Source organism: Streptomyces sp. NPDC058284, assembly GCF_042881135.1.
Classification (GTDB): domain Bacteria; phylum Actinomycetota; class Actinomycetes; order Streptomycetales; family Streptomycetaceae; genus Streptomyces.
On the sequence record NZ_JBHVYE010000020.1, the window covers coordinates 41,981 to 67,124 of the forward strand.

A 25,144-nucleotide genomic window follows, 5' to 3' on the forward strand; every position below is an offset into this window, starting at 1 on the left:
GCCCCCCGTACGGTTGCTCCGAGCCGTACCACGGCCGCAGGTATGCGAACCCGACGCCCGGCAGCGGTGGCACGAAGGCGACGCGCACCCCGGTGTCCTCAGGGAGCCCGAGCAGCGCGCGTACCCGGGCGCGATGCCGGAACGGCCGCCGCCCGTCGGCCAAGACACCCCGCAGGTAGCCCTCATGCGCCACTGTTGAGCACCTCGATCGCGTCGGCGAGCACCTCGATGTAGGTGCGCCGCTTGTCGCGGGTCAGCTCCATGATCTCGTGTTCGCTCCAGTGGTAGTGGTACGCCAGGTAGTGCACTTCGCGGTAGAGCAACCCGCTGTCGGTGCGCAGTTCGCCGAGGAAGAAGCGCTGGATGTCCAGCGGTGCGATGATCACCCGGCCGCAGTGGACGCACCGCGCCTCCATCGACTGCTCGACGGACGGGGCGAGTTCGTGCATCCGCTGCTCGATCTCGGACCGGGCGGTTGCCGAAAGATCGGCCATCCGCCGCTGGTCCGGCGGGTCGCCGTCCGGTCCAAGCCGCTGCACGCAGCGGGCCAGGAGCGAGGTCAGAGCCTCGGCCTCGTTGCCCGTCGACAGTTCCGCGAGCTCTTCCTGATCGGCCCCGTTCGGCAGCCGGAAGGTGACCTCCAGGGGTTCGGCCGTCAGCGTCATCGTGTGGGCGCGGGCCCGCTGGCGGGCCTCCTCCACCGGCACGTCGGCGAGCGAGAACTCCAAAGACACCCGCTCACCGCACTGGGCCCAGGGGCAGACGAGGTGTGCGCGGACCACGTCGCCGAAGCTCGCCCTGCGCAGGTGGAGCAGCAGGTACTGCCGGTCGGCGACCAGCAGCCCCCGGGCCACCTCGGGCGGTACGGGCGAGATGCCGCCGAGCCGGCGCACGCAGCGACTGAGGACCTCGGTGACCAGCGCCGCGGGCCGCGGCGCGCGCGCGTCGGCGAGCAACTCCTCGTCGCGCCCGGTGAGCACCGCGAGCTCGAAGTCGCGGTGCAGCCGCCCCTCGGCGTCCCAGTAACCGCCCGGCAGTACCCCCACGGACACCCCTACGTCTCCTTGGCCTCGGTCACCGAGGTGTCCCGCACCCAGCCCTCGTTCTCCAGCTTGACGGTGCTGATCATCACGGCGTTGCCGCTTGCGTCGAGCTGCGGCAGCGCCTGGTACTCCGAGACCCAGCAGCGGAAGATGTTGTACGCCAACACCTTCTGCCCCTGGTGGTTGTAGACCTCGATGCTGATGTCCTTGCGGAAGGACGCCAGGGACATCGCCGCGTCACCCTGAAAGTTGTTGACCTTGTTCGCCCACGCCTCGAAGGTCGTGTCGTGCGTGACACCGGCCTCCAGGGTGAGCGCCTCGTACTTCGTCCTGCCGGGGATCTGGTGCGGCCCGCTCGAATCCCCGCCCTCGTACCAGGGCGTGACTTCCGTGGTGCGTTTGAGTGCGCTGCACTTGCTCAGTCCGGCCACGTACTGGCCATCCACCTTGATCTTGAACTTGAACCCGAGGTACGGGTCGAACCGCGTCGCGTTGACGCTGAACTTGGGCATCGGGCGCTCTCCTTCCGCTGGCGGTCGTCACTCACTCACCCGGACGCGAGGCCCGCCTTCTGGCTGATCTTCACGACGACGAACTCCGCCGGCTTCAGGGGCGCGAACCCCACCAGGACGTTCACCACCCCGTTGTCGATGTCGGTCTGCGTCGTCGTCTCGCCGTCGCACTTGACGAAGAAGCCCTCCGTCGGCGTGGCACCCTGGAACGCCCCCTGGCGGAAGAGCGTCATCATGAACGAGCCGATGGTCAGCCGCAGTTGCGACCACAGCGGCTCGTCGTTCGGTTCGAACACCGCCCACTGGATGCCGTTGTAGATGCTGACCCGCAGCATGATCGCGGTACGGCGGACGGGCACGTAGCGCCACGCCGGGTCCGAGGTGATGGTGCGCGCGCCGAACACGACCACTCCCGCACCGGCGAAGCGCCTGATGACGTCCACGCCCAGCGGGTTGAGGGTGCCGTGCTGCACGTCGCCGAGCTCCGCGGCGAGCCCGGCCACGCCGTTGAGGCTCGCCTCCGTGCCGGCCGGTGCCTTCCACACGCCGCGGCTCGCGTCGATACGGGCGTACAGTCCCGCGACGAACCCCGAGGGCGGCAGCAGGACGGGCTCCCGGGACCGGCCGGTCGGGTCCAGCGCCTTGACCCAGGGGAAGTACAGCGCGCCGTAGGAGTTGGCGACGGTGAGCTTGGTGCGGAAGGCGGCGGCCTCGTCGGCGGTGTCGTCGTGGGAGCCCGTCTCACCGATGTAGAACACGTCCTGGAGCGGCCGGTTGGCGCAGTAGGCCATGCCGAGGTCCAGCATCGACGTCGTCGCCTCGCCGGGGACGGCGAGGAGGCTGAAGTCCGTCACGTTGTCCAGTCGTGGGAAGCCTGAGCTGAACGTCGCCTCCGTCACCGCGGCGACGCCGTCGCTGCCGAGCGTCACCGGCGCGATGACCGGCGCGGTCACCGCCGCGTCGCCGATCTGCACGACGTCGGCCTTGGCGGGGCGCCGGACCGCCGCCCCGTCCTCGGACCGCCCGCCGTTGCCCGCGCCGAGTTTGAGCAGGCCGGTGGCGTCCGCGGTCGCCGCCGGCTGGACGCGTACGGACGAGGTGGCGAGGGTGGTGGTGCCGGACTGGAGGACGAACCGGGACTGCCCGGCCACGGTCTCCACGGCGCAGGTGAAAGCGTTGAAGGCGGTGGCGTCGGTGGACGTCTTCTTCCGGGTCAGGCCGCGCACCGCGCTCTGCACCGCCGTCGCCACGTCCGCCGGCACGGTCGAGGCGCCGGCCGGTGCGAGCAGCGTGACCGTCTGGAACCCGTCGGCGTCCAGGTTGATCTGGAAGCTGAGGTTGCCGTTCAGCGGCAGGGTCGGTGCGAAGCCGCCCCGGTGGATGCCGCGCTGCACGCTGAGGTTGCCGGAGAGCAGTTGGGCGCTGATGAGGGTGGAGTCCTGCGCCAGGACGCCGACCGCGAAGTTCGGGGCGGTCGGGTCGACGCTGAGGTTGTCGAAGACCTCCAGCGGGGCGGTGTCCTTGAAGTTGGCGGGCACGACCGCCGGGTCGGCCTGGCGTCGCACGCTGACCTTGAACTCGTTGCCCGGGTCGAGCGTTCCGTCCTCGATCTGGAGGAACAGCGTGTTGCCCCAGGCGCCCTTGCTGCGGGCCGAGAACGTCATGCCGCCGGCGACCGGCGTCGCGCGGTTGTTGACGGTGACGGCGGCGGTCGTGGCGTCGGTGCGGGTGACGCGCACGACGTAACACTGCCGCCCGCCGTTGTTGAAGTACTGGAACACGCTGTGCGCGAGATATCCATCGTCCGTGTACGTCCCGTACCGGCGCTGGAATTCCGTCCAATTCGTGATGCGGGTGGCTTCCTCCGGGCCCATCTCGGCGAAACCGACGAAGGCCGCCGTGGACGTGCTGGCGACGTCGAGCGGGCGCGTCCCGCCGGAAATCTCCTCGATGTAGACACCCGGATAAGTCAGAGTCGCCATGGTCGTCTCCTGTCGCCATATATCAGCCCGGCGCGTGTGCGCTCATGGCCGATTTCGGGCTCCCTCAGTCGTCCTGTGCCCCGGACCGCTTGGCGGCGGCCTTTCCCCTCCGGCCCGGCGATTCGGCGGGCTCCGGGGCCGGCCCGGTTTCCTGCGCAACCTCTTCGGTGGTCTCCGCCGATACGTCTTCGACCGCGATCACCCGCTGCGCCCGCAGCTTCTCCACTTTGGCGCTGCCGGCGACCTCCGCGTCGGGCAGTTCCCGCGAGACCTCCCCGGGAGACAGCCGTACCGCGCTCCCCGAGGCCAGCTCCACCACGACCGGCACGGAGGGGAGGAGACTTCTGATCCTTACGGCCACGTCGACTCTCCTCGCTGCGGGTGTGCCCCACGCCACGCCGCCTCCCGTGGCGGCAGCGCCGGAGCCACGACGCCAGCATCACCCTGCGCCGTCACCCGTCCGTCACCACGGGCCGGTGTCCGACCCGGCGCCGCCCGCGGCAACGCCACGGTGACGAGACGGCGACAGGCTGGCATCATGACGTCGGGAAGAGGCAGAACCGGAGTGTGCGTGGTCCGCGTCCTGGCGCAGAGCCACGGAACGCTGATCACGCTGCGGATCAACCCCGACATCGACAGATTCTCGACGGGTGCCGAATCATCTACCGCAGACGTCGAATCCGCCGTACAGACGATGCGGGAATTCCTGCAATCCTTCCTCGCCGAAACCCCCGAAAGTTGATACAACCAAAATCCGGCACCTGGCGGCTGAACGGCGACCCACCGCCTGATTTCGCCGACCGGTGAATTCCGGACGGGGGACTGATGGGATCAGCTTTTCCGTACTTCCCGACCTCTGGAGACATGGGTGCACCACCCCCGGTGCTCCACTTGTTCGGCGAACTCCACGTAAGTGTGGGAACACGTCGGGTGGACATTCCGATGAGCTGCCGACGCCTGCTGGCCTTCGTCGCCCTGCGCCCCTTTCGGGTGGACCGGGCCTACGCCGCGGGCTCGTTGTGGCCGGTCAACGACGAGGACCGGGCGCACGGCAACCTGCGCTCAGCGCTGTGGCGGCTGAACCGCGTCGACGTCCACCTGCTGTCGGCCGACAAGCACGGGCTGATCGTGCACGATGACGTGGTCGTCGATCTGCACGCGGTCAGCGCGTGGGCGACCCGCGTCATCGAACACACCGCGGGGCAGGACGAGTTGCGTTCCGCGCCGCCCGGCCTGGAGGCGCTTGAGCTGCTGCCCGGCTGGTACGACGACTGGGCCCTGATGGAGCGCGAACGCGTCCGGCAGCGACTCCTGCACGCCCTGGACTCGCAGAGCCAGCAGTTGCGGCTCATGGGCTGCCACGCGGAAGCCGTGGACGTCGCGATGGCGGCGGTCAGCGCCGAGCCGCTGCGCGAGAGCGCGCAACGCACCCTCCTCCTGGCACATCTGGCCGCCGGGAACTGGGTGGAGGGCCGGCGCGGACTGGAGATGTACGCGCGCCTCCTGGAGCGGGAGCTCGGGGTGGAGCCGGCGCCCGACCTCACGGGCCTGTTGCGGGACGGCGGCGACGCGCGCAGCGGTGGCGGGGGCGAGAGGGACGCCAGCCGGCAGGGGCGATCCCCACCCCGGCCGCCGGAAGGGAAACCATGCTGACCACCGAGGACCACCAGAGGTCGCTGCCGTACCCGGTGCCCGCGACGCGGGAGCGGTCCGCGGCGCCGGTCCCGGACGCGGGGGGCGGTGGCCCGACCCTTCAGCGCAGCCTCGGCAACGGCTACCTACAGCGTGCCGCCGCGGAGGGCTGGGGGACGGGCGACTGGGACGAGGGCGACGGCATGAGCCCCGCCGCGCCGTGTGGTTGCGGGGGCGGCTGCGGCGACTGCGGGCCGAGTGGGGTCGCGCAGCCCAAGCTGACCGTCGGCCCGGCCGGTGACGCGTACGAGCGGGAAGCCGATCGGATCGCCGAGCGCATCACCGAGTCGCCGGGTGCGCAAGGGGGGACGCCCCTCGTGCGCCGACGCGTGTCGGCGGACGCGGGCGCGCCGGGCGACACCGTCGCGCCGGCCACCGGTGGCCAACCGCTGTCGGCCGCCACCCGCGCGTTCATGGAGCCGCGCTTCGGCCACGACTTCGGCCGTGTACGCGTCCACACCGACGCCGGCGCCGCCGCGTCGGCACGTGCGGTGCACGCCGACGCGTACACCCTCGGCCACCACCTGGTCTTCGGCGCCGGACAGTACGCGCCACAGACCAGCCAGGGACAACGGCTACTGGCGCACGAACTGACCCACGTGGTGCAGCAGACGGGCGGCACGGGCCCGGCCGGGAGCGACTCCCCGGCCGCCGGAGGGCCGAGCGCGATGGCCCCCGCCGCCGGAGGGCCGAGCGCGACGGCCCCCGTCGTCCAGCGCAAGGTCACCGCGGACGGCGTCCAGGAAGCCCGGCCCCGTTACAGCTACTCCACGCACTGCGGATGGGTCGACTGGGGCCACGTCCGGCCGGACGCGGCCGAGCTTCTGATCAGCCAGGTGCGGGCGGCGTCCGCGGTGCTGAGCGCGGAAGAGGCCGGGCGCTCCGGGCAGCCCGGCCACCACGCGGTACGGCGCGACGAGCCGGGAGTCGGCGTGTACGAGGACTGCCCGGGGCAGTACGCGCCCGGCGAGCGCGCCGCTTCGGCCCGCCCGCGGGCGCCGCTGTTCGAGCGCACACAGTTCCCGCACCACACGGAGACCGACCTGTACGGCTTCGAGGTCGGGAAGTTCGACGCCACGCTGCTCGCGGGTGCCCTCTCCCCGATCGCCGCGGAACTCGCCGCCGACCCCCAGGCGTCGGGGGAGATCTACGGATTCTCGGACTGCGTGGGCGTGGAGCGCGCCAACGTGGACCTGCGGGCGGCCAGGGCGCTGGCGGTGCTCCGGATGTTCCCCGAGGAGCTGCAGAAGCGCTTCACGACGACGACGTTCGCCGGCGCGCAGCAGTACCTGGCGAGCAACACATACGAGGAAGGGCGGCGCCGCAACCGTGCCGTCGCGATAAAAATCCTCCGCCCGCTGCCCGCGGAGCACGTCGTCACCTCGCAGCGGAGCGCGTCCCACGGGGTGACGGTCAACGCCGCGAGCGTGATGGCGAAGATCCTCCAACCGCTCACGCCCGACCAGGTGCTGCGCGTGTCCCTGGCGATCTTCATGGCCGTCTCCACGGTGTTCGAGGAGACGCAGGCCTCGACGGACTTCCTCACCGGCTCGTCGTTCTCCGAGGAGGACCTGCCGTCCAACCTCATCAGCTTCTACGTCGCGGCCAACCACCTGAGCTACCGGACGGACGTGGAGAAGATCTGTGACGTCTGGGACCCCACCCGTTCCATGGCCGCGTTCCGCGGCTACACCTTCGGCCGGACGCGGTACACCTTCAAACAGACGCGGCTGCCGGCCGGCGGGGCCTGGCCGACGCAGTTCGACGCGATCCAGCCAGAACCGCCCGGGCGGCTCTGGCAGATGGGGCCGATGACGCTGATCGCGCCGGGGAGCGTGCAGTACGTGCCGTGAAGCGCGGGGTCAGCGAGGCGCCCGTGCAATCGGACCTGCTCTTTCGCCACCCCGGACATGGTCCTGGCCGACACGTGACCCGCACCGGCATCCCCTGGCGCTACCTCCCGCACGGCTGTCCGCACTGGAACACGGTCTACCAGTACTTCGCCCGCTGGGAGAGGGGCGGCATCGACCTCGAAATGGTCCGCCGCACCCCCGGCTTCACCGTGCCCTGATGACCCGCCGCCTCACCTGTCGTCCCGTAACGCAAGCGGCGAGGCGCGAAGACAAGCTCTGAGCGCCGATTCTTCGACCGCAGCTTCACAACTACCCACCGGTGGTGCCCTCGTCGTCCGGCTCGGTGGGCAGGGTGGGCCGGGGGCCCTCGTCGGGCAGCATCACCAGGCGGACGGCCATGGGCCGTGCGCCGGGCGGATGGTCGCCGGGCTCGGTCGCGTACTTGCGCAGCAGTGTGTGGTATTCCTCGACGAACGAGGCGACCTGCTCCTTCGTCATCCGCAGCCCGGCACGCTGGATCCGGTTCCAGCCCGCCGAGGAGTCGTACCCGGCGTAGGCGCTCACGACCAAGTTGAGGTCGTGGGTCATCTTGAGGGCGCCGATCTTCACCGCGGCCTCGCGTTCGTCCGCCGTCATCTCCAGGCCCGGCGGCGTGAAGATGTCCGTCATCAGCGACCTCCACCAGCGCTCCCGGCCGGTGGATCGCTCCTCGATCTCCGCGATCAGCTTGAGCTCGGCGAGCTTGCGCAGGTGGTAGCTGGTGGTGCCGGTGCTCTCGCCGAGCGCTTTGGCGACGCTGGTCGAGTTCGCCTCGCCGTGCTCTCCGAGGTAGCTCAGGATGTCGCGGCGCACCGGGTTGGACAGTGCCTTGTAGAAGGCCTTGAGGTCCTGGCCGGTGAGCACTCTCGTCTTGGGCCGCTCAACCATGCCGCCAGCGTACTGCAGAGGTTTTCTGCAAAGTTCGCGGACGGCGCTTCGGCAGATTGCAGAGACTGTTTGCAGAACTTCTCTGCAATGGCTACGTTGGGTCGCAGGACGGCGCCGCCGGGCGCCTGTGGAGACGGGGGTCGACGTGCGGGGAAATCTGGATGACCGGACGCGGGACGAGATCGACGACCAGGTCGCGGAGGCGTTCGACGCCTGTCTGGCCGACCGGCTCGCCGAACCGGGGCCGCTGCGCGGAGCACTCGCGTCGCGGCGAGGCGCCGGGGTGGTGCTGGGAACGGTCGGCGCGGGAACCCTCGCCACGGCGCTGGCGCCGACCGGGGGCGCCGTCCTGTACTGGATCTGGGGCGTGATCGCGGTGGTCGACCTCGCCTGGTTCCGGGTCGCTCGCTGCCGTTGACGGGCTGGGGGCCTCACCGTCTTCGGGCGCCGGAGTCGGTCCCGGCCGGTGCGCGGCCGGTGCGCGGGCGGTGTGCCGCGCACCGACCGGCCCCCGATCACGCGGAGTCGACGCCTCCGGTGCAGGCGGCACCCGGTTCGGGAGTCTGCGCGCCCTGCACGTACTTGCTGAAGAACTCCGCGACCCGCGGGTCCTTCGCGCTGTCGACGGTGAGCTGGTGGCCCCAGGCCGACAGCATGATCGGGCTCCGCTGCTTCCCCAGCGGACTCATCAGGCTGTACGTGGTCCTTGAGACGTTGTCAGCCAGCTTCTTGACGTCGGCCGCGGGCGCCTTGTCGTTGTACGTGACCCAGACCGCGCCGTGTTCGAGGGAGTGCACGGCGTTCTCGTTCGGTATCTCCTTGTCGTAGACGCTGGCGTCGCACGTCATCCACGCCTGATGGTGGTCGCCGCCGACCGGCGGTGTCATCGGGTAGGCGACGGTCTTGGTCACGTGATCACGGCCCAGCTTCTCCGCGTCCCACGTCTTCTCGCCCCGCACGGGCTTCTTCGCGGCGCCGGAGTTGCGCTGCTCCTTGTCGTCGGCGCTGTCGAGGGCGTACGCGCCGAAGCCGATGAGACCGGCCACGATGACGGCGCTCACCGTGACGGTGATGATGCGGCTGCGCCGCTCGCGGGCCTGTTCGGCGCGGCGCATCGCCTCGACGCGGGCCTGGCGCTCGGCGTCGGCCGCCTTCTTGCCCGGTCTGTTGCCGGGCTTCGCGGCCTGCTTGCTGTTCGACGGTCCGGCGTTCGTGTTGCTGCCCGGCTTGCGGGACTTGGCCTTGGCCATGGCTCTTCCTGTCCCCGCCGCACGCGGGGCGCGGCGGTGGTGGCGGGTCCGGTGGATTCCGGGCGAGCGGGGCAGGCCGCATACGTGGAGTGCCCCGCTGCCTGGGTCCGCCTAGATCCGCTGCACCTGGAGCATGTGCAGATCGGGGGAGCCGCGGTTCGAGGGGCGCTCGACCGCGACGCCGGGAGCCGGGAGCGTCCGCGGGGGAGGGGCGTGCTTCGGCAGGGTGGGCAGCGAGGGGCCGGCCGGGTTGAGCACCGCTTGTACGTCATGAGCGGTGGGCCCGCAATGCCGGTCGGCCGGCGGGCAGTCGGCGTCGTCCACGGAGGCCGTACCGGTGTGGAGGGAGACGGCGTCCGTGGTGGCCGCGGCGTGTCCGGCGATCCGGTGGCCCTCGTCGAGCGCGACGGCGCCGGGGCACAGGAGCAACGTGAGGACCAGTGAGACGAACGCGACGGCCGACGCGGCCCGGCACCAGGCGTGCCGGGCGGCTCCGGTCCACCGCGTCTGTCTCATCGCAGCGCATCGTAGCGATCGTCGGGCGGGGCGCCGACGGGCACCCCGGTCCGCCGGTCGGGCCGGGTGCCCGCCGGTCAGGCCGGACCCTGACGGGCACCCCGCTCCGCCGTACGTGCGGCACGCTCCACCCGGTTCCTGTGCTCCTCGCGCCAGGCCGGTTCGGGCGGCATGTTGTCGCCGCCCTCCCTGAGCCCGGCGGCACCGTCTATCAACTCCCGTACGACATCGGCGTGGCCGGCGTGCCGGTCGGTCTCGGCGATCATGTGGACGAGGACGCGGTGCAGCGTCAGCCCGGGTCCTTCGCCGCCCGGCAGGCGGCCGACCGTGTCGAGACCCAGCGTCTCGATGGTGTCGTCGGAGTGCTCCCACACCTTCCGGTAGAGCCCGACGATCTGCTCCCGCGTCTCGTCGGCGGTCGCCCACAGATCCGCGTTCGTCTCGGCGTCGCCCGTGATCCAGAGCCCGGGCGCGGTGAAGGGCCGGCCGAACGTGGCCCCGAAGTACAGCGCTTCGGCGCCGGTCAGGTGCTTGACCAGGCCCAGCAGGTTGGTGCCCGTGGGTGTGAGGGGGCGGCGTACGTCGTACTCCGGGAGCCCGTCGAGTTTCCAGAGCAGGACGTCGCGGGCGTCCTGCAGGTAGAGGCGGAGGTCGGCTTTGAAGTCTGCGGCGGTCATGAGAGGCAGTCTGCCGTTCGCATGATCGCCGGTCGCCTCCATTTCTTGAGGGGGAGAGGCGTGCGGCGGTCGGCCGAGTCGTTCGGCCCCGGGTGCGGCCCGCCGTCGCGCGTGGCGGATCATGGCGTGGTGACGACGGAACGGACCGACAAGCCCGCCGACGGAGCGCCGCCCGGCATGCCCGCCTCCACCGCCCGGCCCGGCTCCGCCGATGGGCTCACGCCCTATCAGGCCGCCCTGCGGGACCGCATGCTGTCCGCGCCGGTGGTACCGGCACCGGCACCCTGGCGTACGGTCATCGACCCCTGTGCCGCCGTCGGCGGGCTGCTCGGCATCGGCTTCGCGTCCGACCCCGGCACCGGCCACGACCTGGTCATGGTCGTGTCGAGCGACGGTCACGGGCTCTTCGACGCCGTCACCGGCGAGAAGATCGCACGGGACCGGGACCCCGCCCCCGAGGTCGGCACCCCGGACGGGACGGCCGACCTCACCTGCCCCGGACTCGGCCCGGTCGCCGGGCGGCGCGTCCACATCGCGGGGCTGCACGGCGGAGGCCTGCACACGACCACCGCCGACGGCTGGACCCTCGAAGTCGTCGCCCCTGACTGGCCGCACCACCGGGTCCTGCTCTCCGGCGACGGCGGCATGCCCCACCGCGGGCCCCACGGCGAGCGGTGGTGGCACGTCTTCCACTCGAGGTACTCGGAACTGCGGACCGTCGGCTTCTCCCCGTCGGGCCAGACCCTCGCCGTCGCCACCAGCAGCGACTTGACCCTGTGGACCAGGCAGCCACCCGCGCCGGACGGGACGGCCTGAGGTGACGTGAAGTGACGTGAAGTGCGGGGCGGTACGCGATCGGGGCCGCCCGGTGAGCCGTCGGGCGGGGGCGGCGGTCAGGGGCGGGCCGCGGTGACCAGCAGCGCTACGCCCCGCAGCCGCAGCCCGCTCTCCTCCTCGTGCGGGCGCAGGAGTTGCGTCATCCGCTGGCGTGCGAGCTCCGCGGTCGCGGGGGACACCTGGCCGGTGAGGTGGCGTCCGGGGCCCGAGCCGAGGAGGAACTCGGTGGCGTCGGCGGCGTCCCGCCCCCACGTCCCGTACGTCTCCACGCGCGCCGCCTCGACGTCCGTGAACCCGGCGGCCGACAGGATGTCGCAGGTCTTGTCGGCCTGCGCGAGGGAGAACATGCCGGGCCCGCCGGGCGTCCCGAAACCGTCTATCGGCAGGAGCTCACGCAGCTGACCGAAGGCCCGCAGCCACTCGTTCTCCTGCGGGTGGCCGCCACAGATGAACGCCGCCCGGCCGCCCGGACGCAGCGCCCGGGCGATGTTGCCGAATCCCGCCACCGGGTCCGCGAAGAACATCACGCCGAAGCGGCTGACCGCGACGTCGTACGCGGCCGGTTCCAAGGGGTGGACCTGGGCGTCACCCTGCTCGAAGGAGACGTTGCCGAGCCCTTCCCGCTCCGCCGTGTGCCGCGCCCGCGCCAGCATCGGCTTCGAGAGGTCGAAGCCCAGGGCGTGACCGGCGCTCGCCCGGCGCGCGGCCAGTCTGGTCAGCTGCCCGGTGCCGCAGCCTACGTCCAGGACCCGCTCGTCCTCCTGGATCGAAGCGGCTGTCAGCAGAGCGGAGTTGAAGCCGCCGTTGACCGCGTCCCAGCGGTCCTGGTGGTCGGCCCAGTGCTCCCCTTCGTAACCATTCCACGCCTGCGCCTGCTCGGTGTTGACGATCTCCCGCACTCCGTGCCCCCCTGATGCCCTCGCGGATGGGGCGCCCGACACCGTTAGTATGGGCGCTCGCCCAAACAGTATGGGCGAGCGCCCTTTCTGGCAATGGCCTTGCAAGGGAGCCCCGTTGCGCAGGAGGAGAAGCCATGTCACCCCGCGGAGTCGCGATCCCTGACCTGCGCGAGCGGCTCTTCGGCGCCGCCGAGCGGATCGTCGCCCGCGAGGGCGCGGCGGGCCTCACCAGCCGCGCGGTCACCGGCGAGGCGGGCTGCGCCAAAGGGGTGCTGCACACGCACTTCGGCGGGGTGGACGAGTTCGTCGCGGAACTCGTCCTCGACCGGTTCGCGCGCGCCGCGGCGGCGGCCGAGGGGCTCGCCGAACGGGCGGGACAGGACGGCGTGGCGGCGAACCTGGCGGCAGTCGCGCTCGGCCTCCTCGACGCGCTCGACCCCGGGATCGTGGGCCTGGCCATGAGCAGCCACGCCACCTCCCGCCGGATCCGCGAGGCGCTGGCCGCGGGCGCGCCGGGCTTCGCCGCGATCCAGGACGAGCTCACCGCGTACCTGGACGCGGAGCTGCGCCTCGGCCGCCTGCCGGACGGCACGGACACCGCCACGACGGCGCTCGCCCTGGTCGCGACCGTCCACCACCTCCTGATGACCGGGGGATGGGCCGGTGCGCCGGACCCCCGGGAGCAGACCGGACGGCTGATCGCCCTGCTCCTGCCGCGGTGAGAGCCTGTGTCATACCCGGCCGCCCGCTTCCGGGGCCCGGCGCCCTCAGTCGGCACAGCACGCGGCCACGGACTTCGTCAGCCGAGGACCCGCGAACCGGGTGCCGCTGACGTAGCGCAGCGCGGGACCGAAGGACGCGGCGGCCGACGGCCCGGTGAAGTGCAGCCCCGGCACGTTGGAGGAGAACCCCTTGTCCAGGACGGGGAATCCGCCGACGCGTATCAGGTCCGCGCGCAGTTCGGGGGAGAGGAAGTCCAGCGCGTCGACGTGGACCCGGTAGCCGGTGGCGGCCAGGACGTGGTCGGACTCGACGGTGTGCGTACGCCCGTCGGGCGTCGTGGTCCGAAGGGCGACGCCGTTCCCGCTCGCCCGCGCCGCCGTGATGTGCCGCTCGGTGAGAACGGGCACGCTCCCCTCGAACCGCTCCCTGAGCCACCACGCCCCGCGCGGCCTCGACGTGCCCTCGGCGAGCTGGAGCCGGGCCGCCGCGGGCAGCCTCCGGAACGCGGCGGGGTGGCGGGTGAGGCCGTACAGGGACCATGACCTGCCCGCCGGGGTGTCCGGCCGCCAGTGCGGGCCGGACGACGGCCGCGCGTCGAACCGGACGCGCGGGCCGCGCGCCACCACCTGGACGTCGGCGCCCGCCTCGTGCAGCAGGGCGGCGCTCTCCAGGGCGGCCTGCCCGGCTCCGACGACGGTCACGGTGCGCCCGGCGAAGGCGTGCGGATCGGTCTGCTGCGAGCTGTGCGAGATCAGGCCGAGGGCCGAAGGGCCGCCGGACGCCGCCGCGGCGAGAGGCGCGGGCAGATGGGCGAAGCCGGTGAGGCCGGTGGCCACGATGACGGCGGCGGCCCGGACCACCTCTCCCGACGACAGCTTGACGCGGAAGCCGTCCTCGCGCCGGTCGACCATGGCCACCCGCTCGTCCTCGACGCGCGGCACCAGTCGCTCCCTGAACCACCCTCCGTACCGGAGGAACAGGCCGACGGGCACCGGGTCGTCGGCGCCGATCCTGCGCTCCCCGGCGTCGCGGATGTAGTCGTGCAGAGTGAAGCCCTCGCGCGGGGTCGCCAGTGCGGAGGCGGCGGACGGCGTCCGCAGCAGCATGCCGGCCGGCATGCGCCGGGACCAGCTCGCGACGGGCGCGCCGAAGACCCGGACGGTCAGGCCGCGCGCCCGCAGGTGTGCGGCGGCGGACAGACCGTACGGGCCCGCGCCGATGACGACGGCGGTCTTGGACATGGGGATCCCTCCTGGGCGCGGCCACGTCCGTCCTCGCGGGCTGGAGCGGGCGCGCCGGATTCAGCTGGGAGTGTGCGGAATCGGGCTTGCCGGGGCTGCTGCCGTCCGTGCGGCCGTGCCGCGGCGCATGCGCCGCGGCAGGGTCAGACGGCGAGCGGTGGGCGGGCCGGCGGGCCACGGCGTACGACCGTGCCCGCGAGGAGGAGGGTGAGAGGCGTCGCACGGGTCGGCCGCCCGGGGTGCGGGGCTCGGGCCGGGCGTGGCAGGACGGCCGCGCGCGGTGCGCGGGCCGGGCGCAGCACGCGCGCGAGGAAGGCGCACAGCAGGCGCAGCGTCCGCACCAGGGAGCGGTACAGCAGGCGCAGTTCGCGGCCGGAGTCGACGGCGACGGTGTGCGCGAGCCACGCGGTGAGCGGTGGGCGGGAGGGGCGGCCCGGTGAGCGGGTGGGGCGGGTCGGCAGCGGTCGGCCGCCGCGGGCGACGGAGGTGCCGCCGTCGCGCGTCCGCCGGGACCACCTGCGGGCGGCGGACCGTCCGGCACGGGCGAAGGAGGACTGCGGGGCGAGCCGCGGGGCGGGCCGTGCTGCGAGAGCGGAGTGGTCCGGCGGCGCGGTGCGGGCCGGTGAGGCGGCGCAGAGTGACAGCGCCGCGCAGACCAGGACCGCCGCGGCGACCGCCCGTACGTCCCAGGAAGGCGTCGCGCCGAAGACGAAGTGGTACGAGGCGACGGCGAGGAGGGCGCTCACCACGGAGAAGACCGCGGTCTGCGCCGTCGACTGCGGAGCCGCCTGCGACGACCGTGCCGCAGCCCTCGACCGTGCCGCAGCTCTCGGTCGCGCGGCGGGCACATGGCCGTCGCGCGGTCGAGGTCGGGTCGCTGCCGGTGTCGAAGTCTCCATGCCGCACCCATCATGCGGCGTCACCTCGCGGCTGTCACCCCGGTGGGGGCCGCTCGTGCCCCGAACTTGCCTTGGCCGTCCGGCAGTTGTCCCGGTGAAGGTTTCGGCGCCGTCGGTGCCCCGAGCGACCCTCGACATGGCGAGCCGGGTCCCGCAGGCCCCGGCGACCGAGAGGGAAACGAATCCGTTCGCCGCCCGCGCCGGACTCAGCCCCAGGCCCTGCTGTTCCCGACGCCCTGCGCCGGGGTGTGCCCCTATGTCTTTGGTCAAGCAGTCCGGGTGCCCGTGGGGCAGCCCGGGTGCCCGTTGGGCGGCCGCATGGTGCGTCGCGTGTCCGTGACCGACACCCTCCGGATCGAAGTGATCCGAGGTGCGATAGTTGGTGCCGCATCGGGCGCATGGGCGTGCCGGCCGTAGGGGGGGGAGAGAGTGGAGCGGATCAGCGAGGACCAGATCACACAGCTGGTCCGTTTCGTGTTTTCACGCATCCCGGACGCGGCCCCGCTCCAAGGCGAAGCCCGTCGCACGGCCATGGCCCTGCGTCTGGCCGCCTACAAGCAGATCGCGGCGGTGCGCTTCCACCGAACCTCAGCGCCTGAGCACGCGGCGAAGACCGAGCTGCACGCAGCAGCCTCATGGAACCTTCTGGTTGCCTTCGCCCAGATCTGGCACGACCACCCGGATTTCCCGGCCGACGCCGCCGTGGAGACGTTCGAGTTCGACTGCGAGTCGCCTCTCTCGACGATCGCGCACCGCAACTTGCCGTGTGAGCGATAAGCCCCACGGAACTCGGCAGGTCGCGTGCTGGTTCGATCCGGCTGCCGCGGCGCGAGGACGGGCGGCAGTGCAGAACCGCCCCGGCATGAGCGGCCTCCCGCCACGGCGGACGATCGTCTCCCACCCCGTACGGGCCACCAGAACGCGCCGTGACCCGGCGCCCCGGCCTTGAATGGACAGGTGACCGCGCCCCCCGACGACTGCCTCGCGCGCAACGAGTGGATCTGCGGTGAGTACCTGAGCACGCGCCGCCAGATCCTGCTCGACGCGGTCGTCCAGCATCTCCAGCTGACGGCCGTCTCCGTGCTGATCGCGCTGGTCGTCGCCGTGCCGCTGGCCGTGCTCGCCCGCCGCTGGGGCTGGGCCGCAGGACCGGTCCTCGCGCTCACCACCGTCCTGTACACCATCCCCTCGCTCGCGATGTTCTCGCTGCTGCTTCCGGTGTACGGTCTCTCCGCCCCGCTCGTCGTCGCGGGCCTCGTCCTCTACTCCCTCACCCTGCTCGTGCGGAACATCCTGGCCGGTCTGCGCGCCGTCCCCGAGGACACCCGGCAGGCCGCCCGCGGCATGGGGTACGGCCCGATCCGCCTGCTGCTCACCGTCGAGCTGCCGCTCGCGCTGCCCGCGGCCATGGCGGGCCTGCGCATCGCCACCGTCTCCGCGGTCTCCCTCGTCACCATCGGCGCCATCGTCGGCTTCGGCGGGCTCGGCAACCTCATCTACGCGGGCATGAACACGTACTTCAAGGCGCAGGTACTCACCGCGTCCGTGCTGTGCGTCGTCATCGCCATCGCCGCCGACCTCCTGCTGCTCGGCGTGCAGCGCGTCCTCACCCCCTGGGAAAGAGCGTCGAGGGCGGCGGGCCCGTGAAGACACTCGGCGACGCCTGGGCGTGGCTCACCGACTCCGCGCACTGGGCCGGTGACGACGGCATCTGGCACCGGCTCACCCAGCACCTCGTCCTCACCGTCGTCTGCCTCCTGCTCAGCTGCCTCATCGCCCTGCCGGTCGCCCTCGTCCTGGGCCACCTGGGCAAGGGCGGCGCGCTCGCCGTGAACATCTCCAACATCGGACGCGCGGTGCCGACCTTCGCGGTCCTCGTCCTGCTGCTCCTGACCCCGCTGGGCACCTGGGGCGAGGGACCGACCGTCGTCGCACTCGTGCTGTTCGCCGTGCCGCCGCTGCTCACCAACGCGTACGTGGGGATGCGCGGCGTCGACCGCGGCGTCGTCCAGGCGGCGCGGGGCATGGGCATGACCGGGCGGCAGATGCTGTGGCGGGTCGAACTGCCGCTCGCGCTTCCGCTGGTGCTCAGCGGGGTCCGCATCGCCGCCGTACAGCTCGTCGCCACGGCCACCATCGCCGCGCTCGCCGGAGGCGGCGGCCTCGGCCGGATCATCACGGCGGGCTTCAACCTGGCGAGCACCCCGCAGGTGGTGGCCGGCGCCGTCCTCGTGGCCGTGTTCGCGTTGCTCGTCGAGGGCGCCTTCGAGGTGGCCGAACGGTGCGGACCCGGGTGGGCGCGAGGGCGGGGGAGGGCCGGATGAGGCGGCGCGCCGAAGCGGCCGCGGCCGTCCTCCTCACGCTCGCCACCGGTTGCGCGAGCGGCCCTTCCCTGGAGAACCGGGGCGAGGTCACCGCGCCCCCGGGCGACAGCAGGCACCTCGTCGTCGGCTCCGCCGGATTCACCGAGTCCGACCTGCTCGCCCAGATGTACGCGCTGCTCCTGAACAAGGCCGGGTACAGCACGAAGATCCTCTCCGTGGCCAACCGTGAACTCTACGAACCCGCCCTGGAGTCCGGCCAGATCGACGTGGTCCCCGAGTACGCGGCGACCTTCGCCGACTGGCTCAACGCCAAGAAGAACGGCGCCGACGCAACCCCCGCGGGCTCGCCCGACCTCGACACGACCATGACGGCCCTGCGCCGCCTCGCCGCCCCGCGCGGCCTGACCGTCCTCGACCCGGGCAGGGCCGTCGACCAGAACGCCTTCGCCGTCGCCGCCTCCTACGCCGAGCGGCACCGCCTCAAGAGCCTCAGCGATCTCGGCAGGTCGGGGCTGAAGGTACGCCTCGCCGCGGGCGACGAATGCGTACAGCGTCCCTACTGCGCGCCCGGCCTGAAGAAGGTGTACGGCATCGACATCACCGGCGTCGACCCCAAGGGCGTCGGCACGACCCAGGCCAAGAAGGCGGTACAGGGCGGCCAGGACCAGATGGTGCTCACCACGTCGACGGACGCGACCCTCGACGACTTCGGCCTGGTACTCCTCAAGGACGACAAGAAGCTCCAGAACGCCGACTACCTGGTGCCCGTCGTCAACCGCTCACGGGCGGGCAGCGAGGGTGTCGCGGCTGCGCTGGGCCGCCTCAACCCCGTCCTGACGACGGAGGATCTCGCCTCCATGAACGAGCAGGTGGACAGCTGGCGCCGCCTGCCGCAGGACGTCGCGCGGGCCTACCTGGAGGACAAGGGCTTGCTGTAGCGCCCCCATAGGGGCGCGGGGAACTGCGCGACCAGCCACAAACGGCCCGCAGACAGAGAACAGCCCGCAGACCCACAAACGGCCCGTAGACAGGAAACCGCCCCGCCGGCGGAGCGCCTACGCGTCGGCCACCGAGTCGAACTCCACCTCCCCCCTCTCCACCCCCTGCGCGTCCGCGTCCACCGAGCGCCGCAGCGCCTCATGCAGCTTCGCCGGGGTCAGGACACCCAGAAAGCGGGCGCCGTCGAGAACGGCGACCCAGCCCGCGTCGTGCTGCAGCATCACGCCGAAGGCCTGCTTGAGCGGGGCGCCGACCGGCACCCAGGAGTTCATGCGGTGCGCCAGGTCGCCGACCGTGCCGCCGGTACCGGCCAGCGCGACCTCGTCGAGGCCGACCCAGCCGTGCAGATCGCCGTCCGCGTCCAGGACGACCGCCCACCGCGCCTCCTCTTCGCGCATCCGGGCCGCGGCCTGCGCGGCGGGTTCGTCGAGCCGGGCGATCGGCGGCGCCTCCAGGTCGTCACTGCGGATCTCGGTGACGGACAACCGCTTCAGTCCGCGGTCGGCGCCCACGAATTCGGCCACGTACGGCGTCGCGGGCGCCCCGAGCACCGCCCCCGGGGTGTCGAACTGCTCGACGCGCCCCTGCCCGTACACCGCGATGCGGTCGCCGAGCCTGACGGCCTCCTCGATGTCGTGCGTCACCAGGAGCACCGTCTTGCGGACGGCCGCCTGCATCCGCAGGAACTCCTCCTGCAACTGCTCGCGCACCACCGGGTCGACGGCGCCGAACGGTTCGTCCATCAGGAGCACCGGCGGATCGGCGGCCAGCGCCCTGGCCACGCCGACCCGCTGGCGCTGGCCGCCCGACAACTGCTCGGGGTAGCGGGACCCGAACGTCTTCGGGTCCAGGCCCACCAGGTCGAGCAACTCCGCCGCGCGCGCCCTTGCCCTGGCCTTCTTCCAGCCGATGAGGGCGGGCACGGTCGCCGTGTTGTCGAGGATGGTGCGGTGCGGGAAGAGGCCGACCTGCTGGATGACGTAGCCGATGCGGCGGCGCAGCCGGACCGGGTCGACGTCGGCGATGTTCTCGCCGTTCACGAAGATGCGGCCCGACGTCGGCTCGATGAGGCGGTTCACCATCATCATCGTCGTGGTCTTGCCGCAACCGGAGGGGCCCACGAGTGTGACCAGTTCGCCCTCGGCGACCTCGAAGGAGAGATCGTCCACGGCCGTCGTGCCGTCCGGGTAGCGCTTGGTCACCTGCTCGAACCGGATCATGCCCTCACGCTAGCCGCGCCGGTCACTCGCCGCTCATCAGCACCACCTCAAGGGTGCGCGGACCGTGCACTCCCTCGACCCGGTCCAGCTCGATGTCGCTGGTGGCCGAGGGGCCCGAGATCCAGGTGAGCGGACGGGCCGGGTCCAGCCGTTCGAGGGCCTGTGGCACGGAGGCCACGACCTGCTCGGGAACGCGTACGACACAGATGTGGTGATCGGGGACGAGGATGATGCGGCGGCGGCCCTGGTCCGGGGAGCCGTCGAGGACGAGCGTGCCGGTCTCGGCGACGGCGACGGCGCAGCCCGTGAGGACGCTGTCGACCCGGTCGAGATCGTACGGAGTGCTCACCGCCCGGTCCGGGATCCGCGCCGGGCCGGCCGCCGCCAGCCAGTGCGGAGGCAGCCCCGGCGGCACGAGTACGCTCTCGCAGCCGCGCTTCGCGTACAGCCGCGTCAGCAGGTCCGGCAGCTCCGTCGCCCGGCACCGGTGCACGATCGCGGAAAAGTCCGCGAGGTTCTCCGCGAGCAGATCGACGGTCCCCGCGATGTCGCGCGCACCGTGCTCGCGTGCGTAGTCACGGACCACCGCCGCCTCGTACGCGAGGTCGTCGGCCGGCACGTCGGCGAGCGCCCTGCGCACCCGGCCCAGGATCCGGTCCCTGCTGCTCACTTGGCACCCTTCCGGTCGTTCCTGCCGCCGTTCGTCCGCTGCCACCAGTCGCGGAACGGTTCCGCCGGCACCTTCGGCAGGTCCCTCGTCGCGCTCCAGGCCCGCCCGGGCCCCGGCAGGGTGCGCGGATGGAGCCACCGGGTGCGCGAGGCCAGGCGCTGGCCCGCGCGCAGTGCTCCGGGCCGGGCGAACGCCAGGCCCGCCGCGCGCATCGCCGCCCGCTCCGCCGCGTGCCCCTTCGCGGGCCTCAGCGTCACCTTGTTGCCCCGCAGCACCGCATCGCCGCCCTGCACGACGCGCTCCCGCAGATGCACGAGCACTTCGGGGATGTCGATGGCGACCGGACACACCTCATAGCAGGCCCCGCAGAGCGACGACGCGAACGGCAGGGAGGCGTCGATCTCGCTCCGCGTGCCCCGCAGCTGAGGGCTGAGGATCGCGCCGATCGGGCCCGGATAGACCGAGCCGTACGCGTGCCCGCCCGCCCGCTCGTACACCGGGCACACGTTGAGGCAGGCCGAGCACCGGATGCAGCGCAGGGCTTGGCGGCCCACCTCGTCGGCGAGGGTATCGGTGCGGCCGTTGTCGAGCAGGACCAGGTGGAAGGTGCTCGGGCCGTCCGCCGTTTCGGAGTCCGTCGTGCCCGTCCACATCGAGGTGTACGGGTTCATGCGCTCGGCAGTCGAGGAGCGGGGGAGCGTCTGCAGGAAGACCTCCAGGTCGCGCCAGGACGGGATGGTCTTCTCGATGCCGACGACGGAGATCAGCGTTTCGGGAAGCGTCAGGCACATCCGGCCGTTGCCCTCGGATTCGACGACGACCAGCGTGCCGGTCTCGGCGACCATGAAGTTCGCCCCGGAGATGCCGACCTTGGCGCGCAGGAACTTCTCCCGCAGGTGCAGCCGCGCCGCCTCGGCGAGCTCGGCCGGTGCGTCGGAGAGCCCTTCCGGGGCCGGGCGGCCCCAACTGCCCATCTCCTGCTCGAAGATGTCGCGGATCTCGCCGCGGTTGCGGTGGATGGCGGGGACGAGGATGTGCGAGGGGCGGTCCTTGCCGAGCTGCACGATGAGTTCGGCGAGGTCGGTCTCGTAGGCGTGGATGCCCGCGGCCTCCAGGGCTTCGTTGAGGCCGATCTCCTGCGTGGCCATCGACTTGACCTTCACGACCTCCGTCTCACCGGTGGCCTTGACGAGGCCGGTGACGATGCGGTTCGCCTCGTCGGCGTCGGCCGCCCAGTGCACGGTGCCGCCCGCCGCGGTGACCGACTCCTCCAACCGCACGAGGTAGCGGTCGAGATGGCGCAGCGTGTGGTCCTTGATGCGCCTGCCTGCATCGCGCAATTCGGCCCAGTCGGACAGTTCGGCGACGGCGCGGGCCCGCTTGTCGCGGATGGTGCGGGTCGCGTGCCGGAGGTTGGCCCGCAAGGTGGTGTCGGCGACCGCCTCGCGCGCGGCCCGGGGGAACGCGGGCATGCCGACGAATGTGCCGCCGCTCATGACAGGGGCTCCTCTTCCGTACTGGCCAGGATCTCCGCGATGTGGACGGGCCGCACGGCCGTGCGCAGCCGGGTCATCGTGCCGCCGATGTGCATCAGACAGGAGTTGTCCGCCGCGCACAGGACCTCGGCGCCGGTCGACTCGGCGTGCCGCGCCTTGTCGGCACCCATCGCCGCCGAGACGTCGGAGTTCTTCACGGCGAAGGTGCCGCCGAAGCCGCAGCACTCCTCGGCCCCGGGCAGCGCCACCAGCTCAAGGCCCCTGACCGCCCGGAGGAGCCGCTCGGGCCGCTCACCGAGACCGAGCGCGCGCAGACCGTGGCAGGTCGGGTGGTAGGTGACCGTGTGCGGGTAGTAGGCGCCGACGTCGGTGACACCGAGGACGTCCACCAGGAACTCCGTGAGCTCGTACGTCTTCGGCACCACCGGCGCGAGCGTGCGCGCGAGAGCGTCGCCCCGGCCCTCGGCGCGCGCCCGCTCGCCCATGCGCGGGTACAGCTCACGCACCATGGCCCCGCAGGACCCGGACGGCGTCACGATCGCGTCGTACGCGTCCGAACCGAATACATCGGAGAAGTGCCGGGCGAGCGGCTCCGCCTGATGGCGGTAGCCGGTGTTGTAGTGCGCCTGCCCGCAGCAGGTCTGGGCCGCCGGGAAGTCGACGTCAACTCCCAGCCTGGTCAGCAGTTTCACCACTGCACGGCCCGTGTCCGGATAGAGCGTGTCGTTGACACAGGTCAGGAACAGGGCGACGCGCATCGCGGGTTCCTCCTCGTCGGTCATCGGGTGGGTGCAGCGTACGCGGGCGTGCGGCGCCGTGGGAGGCGTCCGCGCCGCTAGGGCCTGTCTTTCGGATCTGTCCGGGGTCGCGGGGCCTGGCACGCACATCTGCGGCGTTGTCGTCGGTTGCCAACGCTCCGCGTTGCCGCCCTCCTCCGCCTTGCAGCTGCACGCACCAGACCCCGCTCAAGCCCCACCCAAGGCAAGGCCACCCAAGTCCGGCCTGATCCGAAAGACAGACCCTAGTGGTGAGCACGCTGCGGGCGCCCGGGGCGCGGCGGCCCGTCAGGGGTGTGCTGGACTGGACGGCGAGGGTTCCGCAACTCGCCAACTCGCCGACTCGCCATCCCCTCAGCTCGACACCCCGTCACCTCCTCACCTCCTCACCTCGTCCGGGAGCAGCCTTGACCGTCACGTACCGCCAGCCGGGAGTCGTTCTCACCGACCGCCGCTTCAGTGTGCCGCTCGACCACGACGATCCGGCGGGGGAGCGGATCGAGCTCTTCGCCCGCGAGGCGGTGTCGGCGTCCCGCGGCGGCGCGGACCGGCCCTGGCTGATCTACCTCCAGGGTGGCCCCGGCTTCGGAGCCACCCGCTTCCACGGCGCCGAATCCTGGCTCGGCCGGGCCCTCACCGATTTCCGCGTCCTCCTCCTCGACCAGCGCGGCACGGGGAACTCCACGCCCGCCAACCGCCAGACGCTCCCGCTGCGCGGCGGCCCCGCCGAACAGGCCGACTACCTGGCCCACTTCCGCGCCGACTCGATCGTCAGGGACTGCGAGGCGATCCGCCCGGAGGTGACGGGCGGCGCCCCCTGGACCGTCCTCGGGCAGAGCTTCGGCGGCTTCTGCGCCACGCACTACCTGTCGGCCGCGCCCGAGGGCCTTCAGACGGCGCTCATCACCGGCGGCCTGCCCACCCTCGACGGGCACGCGGACGACGTCTACCGCGCCGCGTACCCGCGCATGGCCTGCAAGAGCGCCGCGCACTACGCCCGTTACCCCGAGGACGTCGAGCGGGCCCGCCGCATCGCCGCACACATCGCCGAGCACGAGCCGGTCCTCGAAGGCGGCTACCGGCTGACCGTCCCCGCCCTCCAGTCCCTCGGCATGCTGCTCGGCACGGGCGACGGCAGCCACCGGCTGCACTACCTTCTTGAGGACGCCTTCGTACGGACCCCCGCCGGGCCCGCGCTGTCCGACGCCTTCCAGGAGAACCTGCGGGCCGCCCTCTCGTACGCGGGCAACCCGCTCTTCGCCGTCCTGCACGAGTCGATCTACGGCCAGGGCGGCCCGGCCACCGCCTGGTCGGCGGAGCGGCTGCGCGCCGAGTTCCCGCAGTTCGACGCGGAGAAGACCCTGGCGGGCGACGCTCCGCTGCTCTTCACCGGGGAGGCCGTCCAGCGCTGGATGTTCGACAGCGACCCGGCGCTGCGCCCCCTGCGCGAGACCGCGGAGCTGCTCGCCGCGCGCACCGACTGGCCGCGCCTGTACGACACCGATCGGCTCGCCGCGAACGAGGTGCCGGTGGCCGCGGCGGTCTACCACGACGACCTGTACGTCGACACGGAACACTCGCTGCGCACCGCCCGGACCATCAGGGGCCTGCGGACCTGGGTCACCGACGAGTACGAGCACGACGGCCTCCGCGTGAGCGGCCCGCGCGTCCTCGACCGGCTCCTCGCGCTGGCCCGCGGCGAGGCGTAAGGCCCCCTGCACGACTCGGCCCACGGGCCCCAACTCGTCCGCGTTCCCCGGGAACAGGCATGCGAACAGGGCGCGTCGCACGGATAGGCTGACCGGCATGACCGAGCAGATTTCAGCCACACCCGCCGACCAGCTCACTCCCATGCCCGAAGACTGGCGGCGCGCGCTCGCCGTCGTCGCCCACCCGGACGACCTGGAGTACGGATGCGCGGCGGCGATCGCCGGCTGGACGGACGGCGGCAAGGAAGTCACGTACCTCCTGGCGACCCGCGGCGAGGCGGGCATCGACACGATCGACCCCGCCACCTGCGGGCCGCTGCGCGAGCGTGAGCAACGGGCGAGCGCCGCCGTCGTCGGGGTCGAGGCCGTGGAGTTCCTCGACCACAGGGACGGTGTCGTCGAGTACGGCACGGCGCTGCGCCGCGACATCGCCGCCGCGATCCGCAGGCACCGCCCCGAACTCGTCCTCACCCTCAACCACCGCGACACCTGGGGCGGCGTCGCCTGGAACACCCCCGACCACGTGGCGGTCGGCCGTGCCACGCTGGACGCCGCGGCGGACGCGGGCAACCGCTGGATCTTCCCCGAACTGATCGAGGAGCAGGGCCTCGAACCGTGGGGCGGCGTGCGGTGGGTCGCCGTCGCGGGGTCTTCGACACCCACCCATGCCGCGGATGCCTCGGCCGGTCTCGAGCGCTCGGTGGCCTCCCTCCTCGAACACCGCACCTACATCGAGGCGTTGACCGACCAGGACCCCGAGAAGTACTGCCGCTCGTTCCTGACGGGCAACGCGCAGGCTCTCGCGCCGCGCTTCGGCGGGAAGCCCGCGGTGGGGTTCGAGGTCTTCAGTCGGTGAGCCCGCTCCCCTAACCTGACGGGCCATCAGGCCCGTCGGGCCC

General features: G+C 72.2%; 27 protein-coding genes and 1 pseudogene. 13 read left to right on the forward strand and 15 right to left on the reverse strand.

Going from position 1 to position 25,144, the window contains the following annotated elements; all coding sequences use genetic code 11:
• Positions 1 to 182 precede the first annotated feature (182 nt).
• The 4 genes from ACFVYR_RS25780 to ACFVYR_RS25795 form a co-directional block, all read right to left on the reverse strand.
• On the reverse strand, positions 183 to 1,052 hold the full coding sequence (locus tag ACFVYR_RS25780; protein WP_384254184.1) for a hypothetical protein: 870 nt from the start codon (positions 1,050 to 1,052) through the stop codon (positions 183 to 185).
• A gap of 2 nt (positions 1,053 to 1,054) precedes the next feature.
• Positions 1,055 to 1,555, reverse strand: a complete 501-nt coding sequence (locus ACFVYR_RS25785; RefSeq protein ID WP_384254186.1) for a phage tail protein — start codon at positions 1,553 to 1,555, stop codon at positions 1,055 to 1,057.
• Between the two features lie 35 nt (positions 1,556 to 1,590).
• Entirely contained in the window at positions 1,591 to 3,537 is a 1,947-nt protein-coding gene (locus ACFVYR_RS25790; RefSeq protein ID WP_384254189.1) for a phage tail sheath family protein, read from the reverse strand.
• A gap of 64 nt (positions 3,538 to 3,601) precedes the next feature.
• Complete coding sequence (locus tag ACFVYR_RS25795; RefSeq protein WP_384254191.1) at positions 3,602 to 3,898, reverse strand: hypothetical protein; 297 nt, start codon at positions 3,896 to 3,898, stop codon at positions 3,602 to 3,604.
• A gap of 177 nt (positions 3,899 to 4,075) precedes the next feature.
• Between ACFVYR_RS25795 and ACFVYR_RS25800 the strand changes: the two genes are divergently transcribed.
• The 4 genes and pseudogenes from ACFVYR_RS25800 to ACFVYR_RS25815 form a co-directional block, all read left to right on the forward strand.
• A complete protein-coding gene (locus tag ACFVYR_RS25800) occupies positions 4,076 to 4,279 on the forward strand; it encodes a hypothetical protein (RefSeq protein WP_384254193.1) in 204 nt (67 codons plus the stop codon).
• Positions 4,280 to 4,479: 200 nt separating this feature from the next.
• Positions 4,480 to 5,190 carry a BTAD domain-containing putative transcriptional regulator gene (locus ACFVYR_RS25805; protein WP_384254196.1) on the forward strand — a complete coding sequence of 237 codons (711 nt, stop codon included), beginning with the start codon at positions 4,480 to 4,482 and terminating at the stop codon, positions 5,188 to 5,190.
• Positions 5,184 to 7,082, forward strand: a complete 1,899-nt coding sequence (locus tag ACFVYR_RS25810) for a DUF4157 domain-containing protein (protein WP_384254198.1) — start codon at positions 5,184 to 5,186, stop codon at positions 7,080 to 7,082. The genes ACFVYR_RS25805 and ACFVYR_RS25810 overlap by 7 nt, the downstream gene beginning before the upstream one ends.
• A gap of 71 nt (positions 7,083 to 7,153) precedes the next feature.
• A pseudogene (locus ACFVYR_RS25815) lies at positions 7,154 to 7,255 on the forward strand (transposase); the annotation flags it as partial.
• Between the two features lie 136 nt (positions 7,256 to 7,391).
• Here ACFVYR_RS25815 and ACFVYR_RS25820 read toward each other — a convergent pair.
• Positions 7,392 to 8,009: an ArsR/SmtB family transcription factor gene (locus tag ACFVYR_RS25820; RefSeq protein WP_384254200.1), complete on the reverse strand. Its 618-nt coding sequence runs from the start codon at positions 8,007 to 8,009 to the stop codon at positions 7,392 to 7,394.
• Positions 8,010 to 8,154: 145 nt separating this feature from the next.
• On the opposite strand from ACFVYR_RS25820, the gene ACFVYR_RS25825 reads away from it, so the two are divergent.
• Positions 8,155 to 8,427 (forward strand): hypothetical protein, encoded by a 273-nt coding sequence (locus ACFVYR_RS25825; RefSeq protein ID WP_384254203.1) that lies wholly within the window; start codon positions 8,155 to 8,157, stop codon positions 8,425 to 8,427.
• Positions 8,428 to 8,524: 97 nt separating this feature from the next.
• On the opposite strand, the gene ACFVYR_RS25830 is transcribed toward ACFVYR_RS25825, so the two are convergent.
• The 3 genes from ACFVYR_RS25830 to ACFVYR_RS25840 all read right to left on the reverse strand — a co-directional run bounded on the left by ACFVYR_RS25830 (position 8,525) and on the right by ACFVYR_RS25840 (position 10,452).
• Complete coding sequence (locus ACFVYR_RS25830) at positions 8,525 to 9,124, reverse strand: DUF3105 domain-containing protein (RefSeq protein ID WP_384254371.1); 600 nt, start codon at positions 9,122 to 9,124, stop codon at positions 8,525 to 8,527.
• Positions 9,125 to 9,370: 246 nt separating this feature from the next.
• Complete coding sequence (locus ACFVYR_RS25835; RefSeq protein WP_384254206.1) at positions 9,371 to 9,775, reverse strand: hypothetical protein; 405 nt, start codon at positions 9,773 to 9,775, stop codon at positions 9,371 to 9,373.
• A 77-nt stretch (positions 9,776 to 9,852) separates the two neighbouring features.
• On the reverse strand, positions 9,853 to 10,452 hold the full coding sequence (locus ACFVYR_RS25840) for a DinB family protein (protein WP_384254209.1): 600 nt from the start codon (positions 10,450 to 10,452) through the stop codon (positions 9,853 to 9,855).
• Positions 10,453 to 10,629: 177 nt separating this feature from the next.
• On the opposite strand from ACFVYR_RS25840, the gene ACFVYR_RS25845 reads away from it, so the two are divergent.
• Positions 10,630 to 11,268 carry a hypothetical protein gene (locus ACFVYR_RS25845; protein WP_384254373.1) on the forward strand — a complete coding sequence of 213 codons (639 nt, stop codon included), beginning with the start codon at positions 10,630 to 10,632 and terminating at the stop codon, positions 11,266 to 11,268.
• A gap of 77 nt (positions 11,269 to 11,345) precedes the next feature.
• On the opposite strand, the gene ACFVYR_RS25850 is transcribed toward ACFVYR_RS25845, so the two are convergent.
• Positions 11,346 to 12,188, reverse strand: a complete 843-nt coding sequence (locus ACFVYR_RS25850; RefSeq protein WP_384254211.1) for a class I SAM-dependent methyltransferase — start codon at positions 12,186 to 12,188, stop codon at positions 11,346 to 11,348.
• A gap of 134 nt (positions 12,189 to 12,322) precedes the next feature.
• Between ACFVYR_RS25850 and ACFVYR_RS25855 the strand changes: the two genes are divergently transcribed.
• Positions 12,323 to 12,910 (forward strand): TetR/AcrR family transcriptional regulator, encoded by a 588-nt coding sequence (locus tag ACFVYR_RS25855; RefSeq protein WP_384254213.1) that lies wholly within the window; start codon positions 12,323 to 12,325, stop codon positions 12,908 to 12,910.
• Between the two features lie 45 nt (positions 12,911 to 12,955).
• Here the strand turns inward: ACFVYR_RS25855 and ACFVYR_RS25860 are convergent, their stop codons facing one another.
• On the reverse strand, positions 12,956 to 14,152 hold the full coding sequence (locus tag ACFVYR_RS25860; protein ID WP_384254215.1) for an NAD(P)-binding domain-containing protein: 1,197 nt from the start codon (positions 14,150 to 14,152) through the stop codon (positions 12,956 to 12,958).
• A gap of 143 nt (positions 14,153 to 14,295) precedes the next feature.
• The gene (locus ACFVYR_RS25865) at positions 14,296 to 14,901 is read right to left on the reverse strand and encodes a hypothetical protein (RefSeq protein WP_384254217.1); all 606 of its coding nucleotides are present in this window, start codon (positions 14,899 to 14,901) and stop codon (positions 14,296 to 14,298) included.
• 579 nt (positions 14,902 to 15,480) lie between these two features.
• Here ACFVYR_RS25865 and ACFVYR_RS25870 point away from each other — a divergent pair.
• From ACFVYR_RS25870 to ACFVYR_RS25885, 4 genes are all read left to right on the forward strand, one after another.
• Positions 15,481 to 15,828: a hypothetical protein gene (locus ACFVYR_RS25870; RefSeq protein WP_384254220.1), complete on the forward strand. Its 348-nt coding sequence runs from the start codon at positions 15,481 to 15,483 to the stop codon at positions 15,826 to 15,828.
• A gap of 180 nt (positions 15,829 to 16,008) precedes the next feature.
• Positions 16,009 to 16,698: an ABC transporter permease gene (locus ACFVYR_RS25875; RefSeq protein WP_384254222.1), complete on the forward strand. Its 690-nt coding sequence runs from the start codon at positions 16,009 to 16,011 to the stop codon at positions 16,696 to 16,698.
• Complete coding sequence (locus ACFVYR_RS25880) at positions 16,695 to 17,375, forward strand: ABC transporter permease (RefSeq protein ID WP_384254224.1); 681 nt, start codon at positions 16,695 to 16,697, stop codon at positions 17,373 to 17,375. Before ACFVYR_RS25875 ends, ACFVYR_RS25880 begins: the two co-directional genes overlap by 4 nt.
• Positions 17,372 to 18,313, forward strand: coding sequence for an ABC transporter substrate-binding protein (locus ACFVYR_RS25885; RefSeq protein ID WP_384254227.1), 942 nt, complete (start codon positions 17,372 to 17,374; stop codon positions 18,311 to 18,313). The genes ACFVYR_RS25880 and ACFVYR_RS25885 overlap by 4 nt, the downstream gene beginning before the upstream one ends.
• Before the next feature lie 117 nt (positions 18,314 to 18,430).
• Here ACFVYR_RS25885 and ACFVYR_RS25890 read toward each other — a convergent pair whose 3' ends face one another.
• From ACFVYR_RS25890 to ACFVYR_RS25905, 4 genes are read right to left on the reverse strand one after another with little or no spacing between them, the layout of a single operon-like run.
• Positions 18,431 to 19,594 (reverse strand): ABC transporter ATP-binding protein, encoded by a 1,164-nt coding sequence (locus ACFVYR_RS25890; protein WP_384254229.1) that lies wholly within the window; start codon positions 19,592 to 19,594, stop codon positions 18,431 to 18,433.
• A 22-nt stretch (positions 19,595 to 19,616) separates the two neighbouring features.
• Positions 19,617 to 20,264: a lactate utilization protein C gene (locus tag ACFVYR_RS25895; RefSeq protein ID WP_384254231.1), complete on the reverse strand. Its 648-nt coding sequence runs from the start codon at positions 20,262 to 20,264 to the stop codon at positions 19,617 to 19,619.
• The gene (locus ACFVYR_RS25900; protein ID WP_384254234.1) at positions 20,261 to 21,760 is read right to left on the reverse strand and encodes a LutB/LldF family L-lactate oxidation iron-sulfur protein; all 1,500 of its coding nucleotides are present in this window, start codon (positions 21,758 to 21,760) and stop codon (positions 20,261 to 20,263) included. Before ACFVYR_RS25900 ends, ACFVYR_RS25895 begins: the two co-directional genes overlap by 4 nt.
• Positions 21,757 to 22,518 carry a (Fe-S)-binding protein gene (locus ACFVYR_RS25905; protein ID WP_384254375.1) on the reverse strand — a complete coding sequence of 254 codons (762 nt, stop codon included), beginning with the start codon at positions 22,516 to 22,518 and terminating at the stop codon, positions 21,757 to 21,759. The genes ACFVYR_RS25900 and ACFVYR_RS25905 overlap by 4 nt, the downstream gene beginning before the upstream one ends.
• Positions 22,519 to 22,943: 425 nt before the next feature.
• Between ACFVYR_RS25905 and ACFVYR_RS25910 the strand changes: the two genes are divergently transcribed.
• Positions 22,944 to 24,245: an alpha/beta fold hydrolase gene (locus ACFVYR_RS25910; RefSeq protein ID WP_384254236.1), complete on the forward strand. Its 1,302-nt coding sequence runs from the start codon at positions 22,944 to 22,946 to the stop codon at positions 24,243 to 24,245.
• 97 nt (positions 24,246 to 24,342) lie between these two features.
• Positions 24,343 to 25,101, forward strand: coding sequence for a PIG-L deacetylase family protein (locus ACFVYR_RS25915; protein ID WP_384254239.1), 759 nt, complete (start codon positions 24,343 to 24,345; stop codon positions 25,099 to 25,101).
• The last annotated feature ends 43 nt before the right edge of the window (positions 25,102 to 25,144 follow it).

What these genes read in the sequence shown, in the direction of transcription:
- ACFVYR_RS25805 (WP_384254196.1), top strand. Translation starts at nt 4,480, where the DNA reads ATGAGCTGCCGACGCCTGCTGGCCTTCGTCGCCCTGCGCCCCTTTCGG.
- ACFVYR_RS25915 (WP_384254239.1), top strand. Translation starts at nt 24,343, where the DNA reads ATGACCGAGCAGATTTCAGCCACACCCGCCGACCAGCTCACTCCCATG.
- ACFVYR_RS25885 (WP_384254227.1), top strand. Translation starts at nt 17,372, where the DNA reads ATGAGGCGGCGCGCCGAAGCGGCCGCGGCCGTCCTCCTCACGCTCGCC.
- ACFVYR_RS25830 (WP_384254371.1), bottom strand. Translation starts at nt 9,124, where the DNA reads ATGCGCCGCGCCGAACAGGCCCGCGAGCGGCGCAGCCGCATCATCACC.
- ACFVYR_RS25835 (WP_384254206.1), bottom strand. Translation starts at nt 9,775, where the DNA reads ATGAGACAGACGCGGTGGACCGGAGCCGCCCGGCACGCCTGGTGCCGG.
- ACFVYR_RS25900 (WP_384254234.1), bottom strand. Translation starts at nt 21,760, where the DNA reads ATGAGCGGCGGCACATTCGTCGGCATGCCCGCGTTCCCCCGGGCCGCG.
- ACFVYR_RS25790 (WP_384254189.1), bottom strand. Translation starts at nt 3,537, where the DNA reads ATGGCGACTCTGACTTATCCGGGTGTCTACATCGAGGAGATTTCCGGC.
- ACFVYR_RS25840 (WP_384254209.1), bottom strand. Translation starts at nt 10,452, where the DNA reads ATGACCGCCGCAGACTTCAAAGCCGACCTCCGCCTCTACCTGCAGGAC.
- ACFVYR_RS25890 (WP_384254229.1), bottom strand. Translation starts at nt 19,594, where the DNA reads ATGATCCGGTTCGAGCAGGTGACCAAGCGCTACCCGGACGGCACGACG.
- ACFVYR_RS25845 (WP_384254373.1), top strand. Translation starts at nt 10,630, where the DNA reads ATGCCCGCCTCCACCGCCCGGCCCGGCTCCGCCGATGGGCTCACGCCC.
- ACFVYR_RS25820 (WP_384254200.1), bottom strand. Translation starts at nt 8,009, where the DNA reads ATGGTTGAGCGGCCCAAGACGAGAGTGCTCACCGGCCAGGACCTCAAG.
- ACFVYR_RS25905 (WP_384254375.1), bottom strand. Translation starts at nt 22,518, where the DNA reads ATGCGCGTCGCCCTGTTCCTGACCTGTGTCAACGACACGCTCTATCCG.
- ACFVYR_RS25810 (WP_384254198.1), top strand. Translation starts at nt 5,184, where the DNA reads ATGCTGACCACCGAGGACCACCAGAGGTCGCTGCCGTACCCGGTGCCC.
- ACFVYR_RS25785 (WP_384254186.1), bottom strand. Translation starts at nt 1,555, where the DNA reads ATGCCCAAGTTCAGCGTCAACGCGACGCGGTTCGACCCGTACCTCGGG.
- ACFVYR_RS25800 (WP_384254193.1), top strand. Translation starts at nt 4,076, where the DNA reads ATGACGTCGGGAAGAGGCAGAACCGGAGTGTGCGTGGTCCGCGTCCTG.
- ACFVYR_RS25860 (WP_384254215.1), bottom strand. Translation starts at nt 14,152, where the DNA reads ATGTCCAAGACCGCCGTCGTCATCGGCGCGGGCCCGTACGGTCTGTCC.
- ACFVYR_RS25855 (WP_384254213.1), top strand. Translation starts at nt 12,323, where the DNA reads ATGTCACCCCGCGGAGTCGCGATCCCTGACCTGCGCGAGCGGCTCTTC.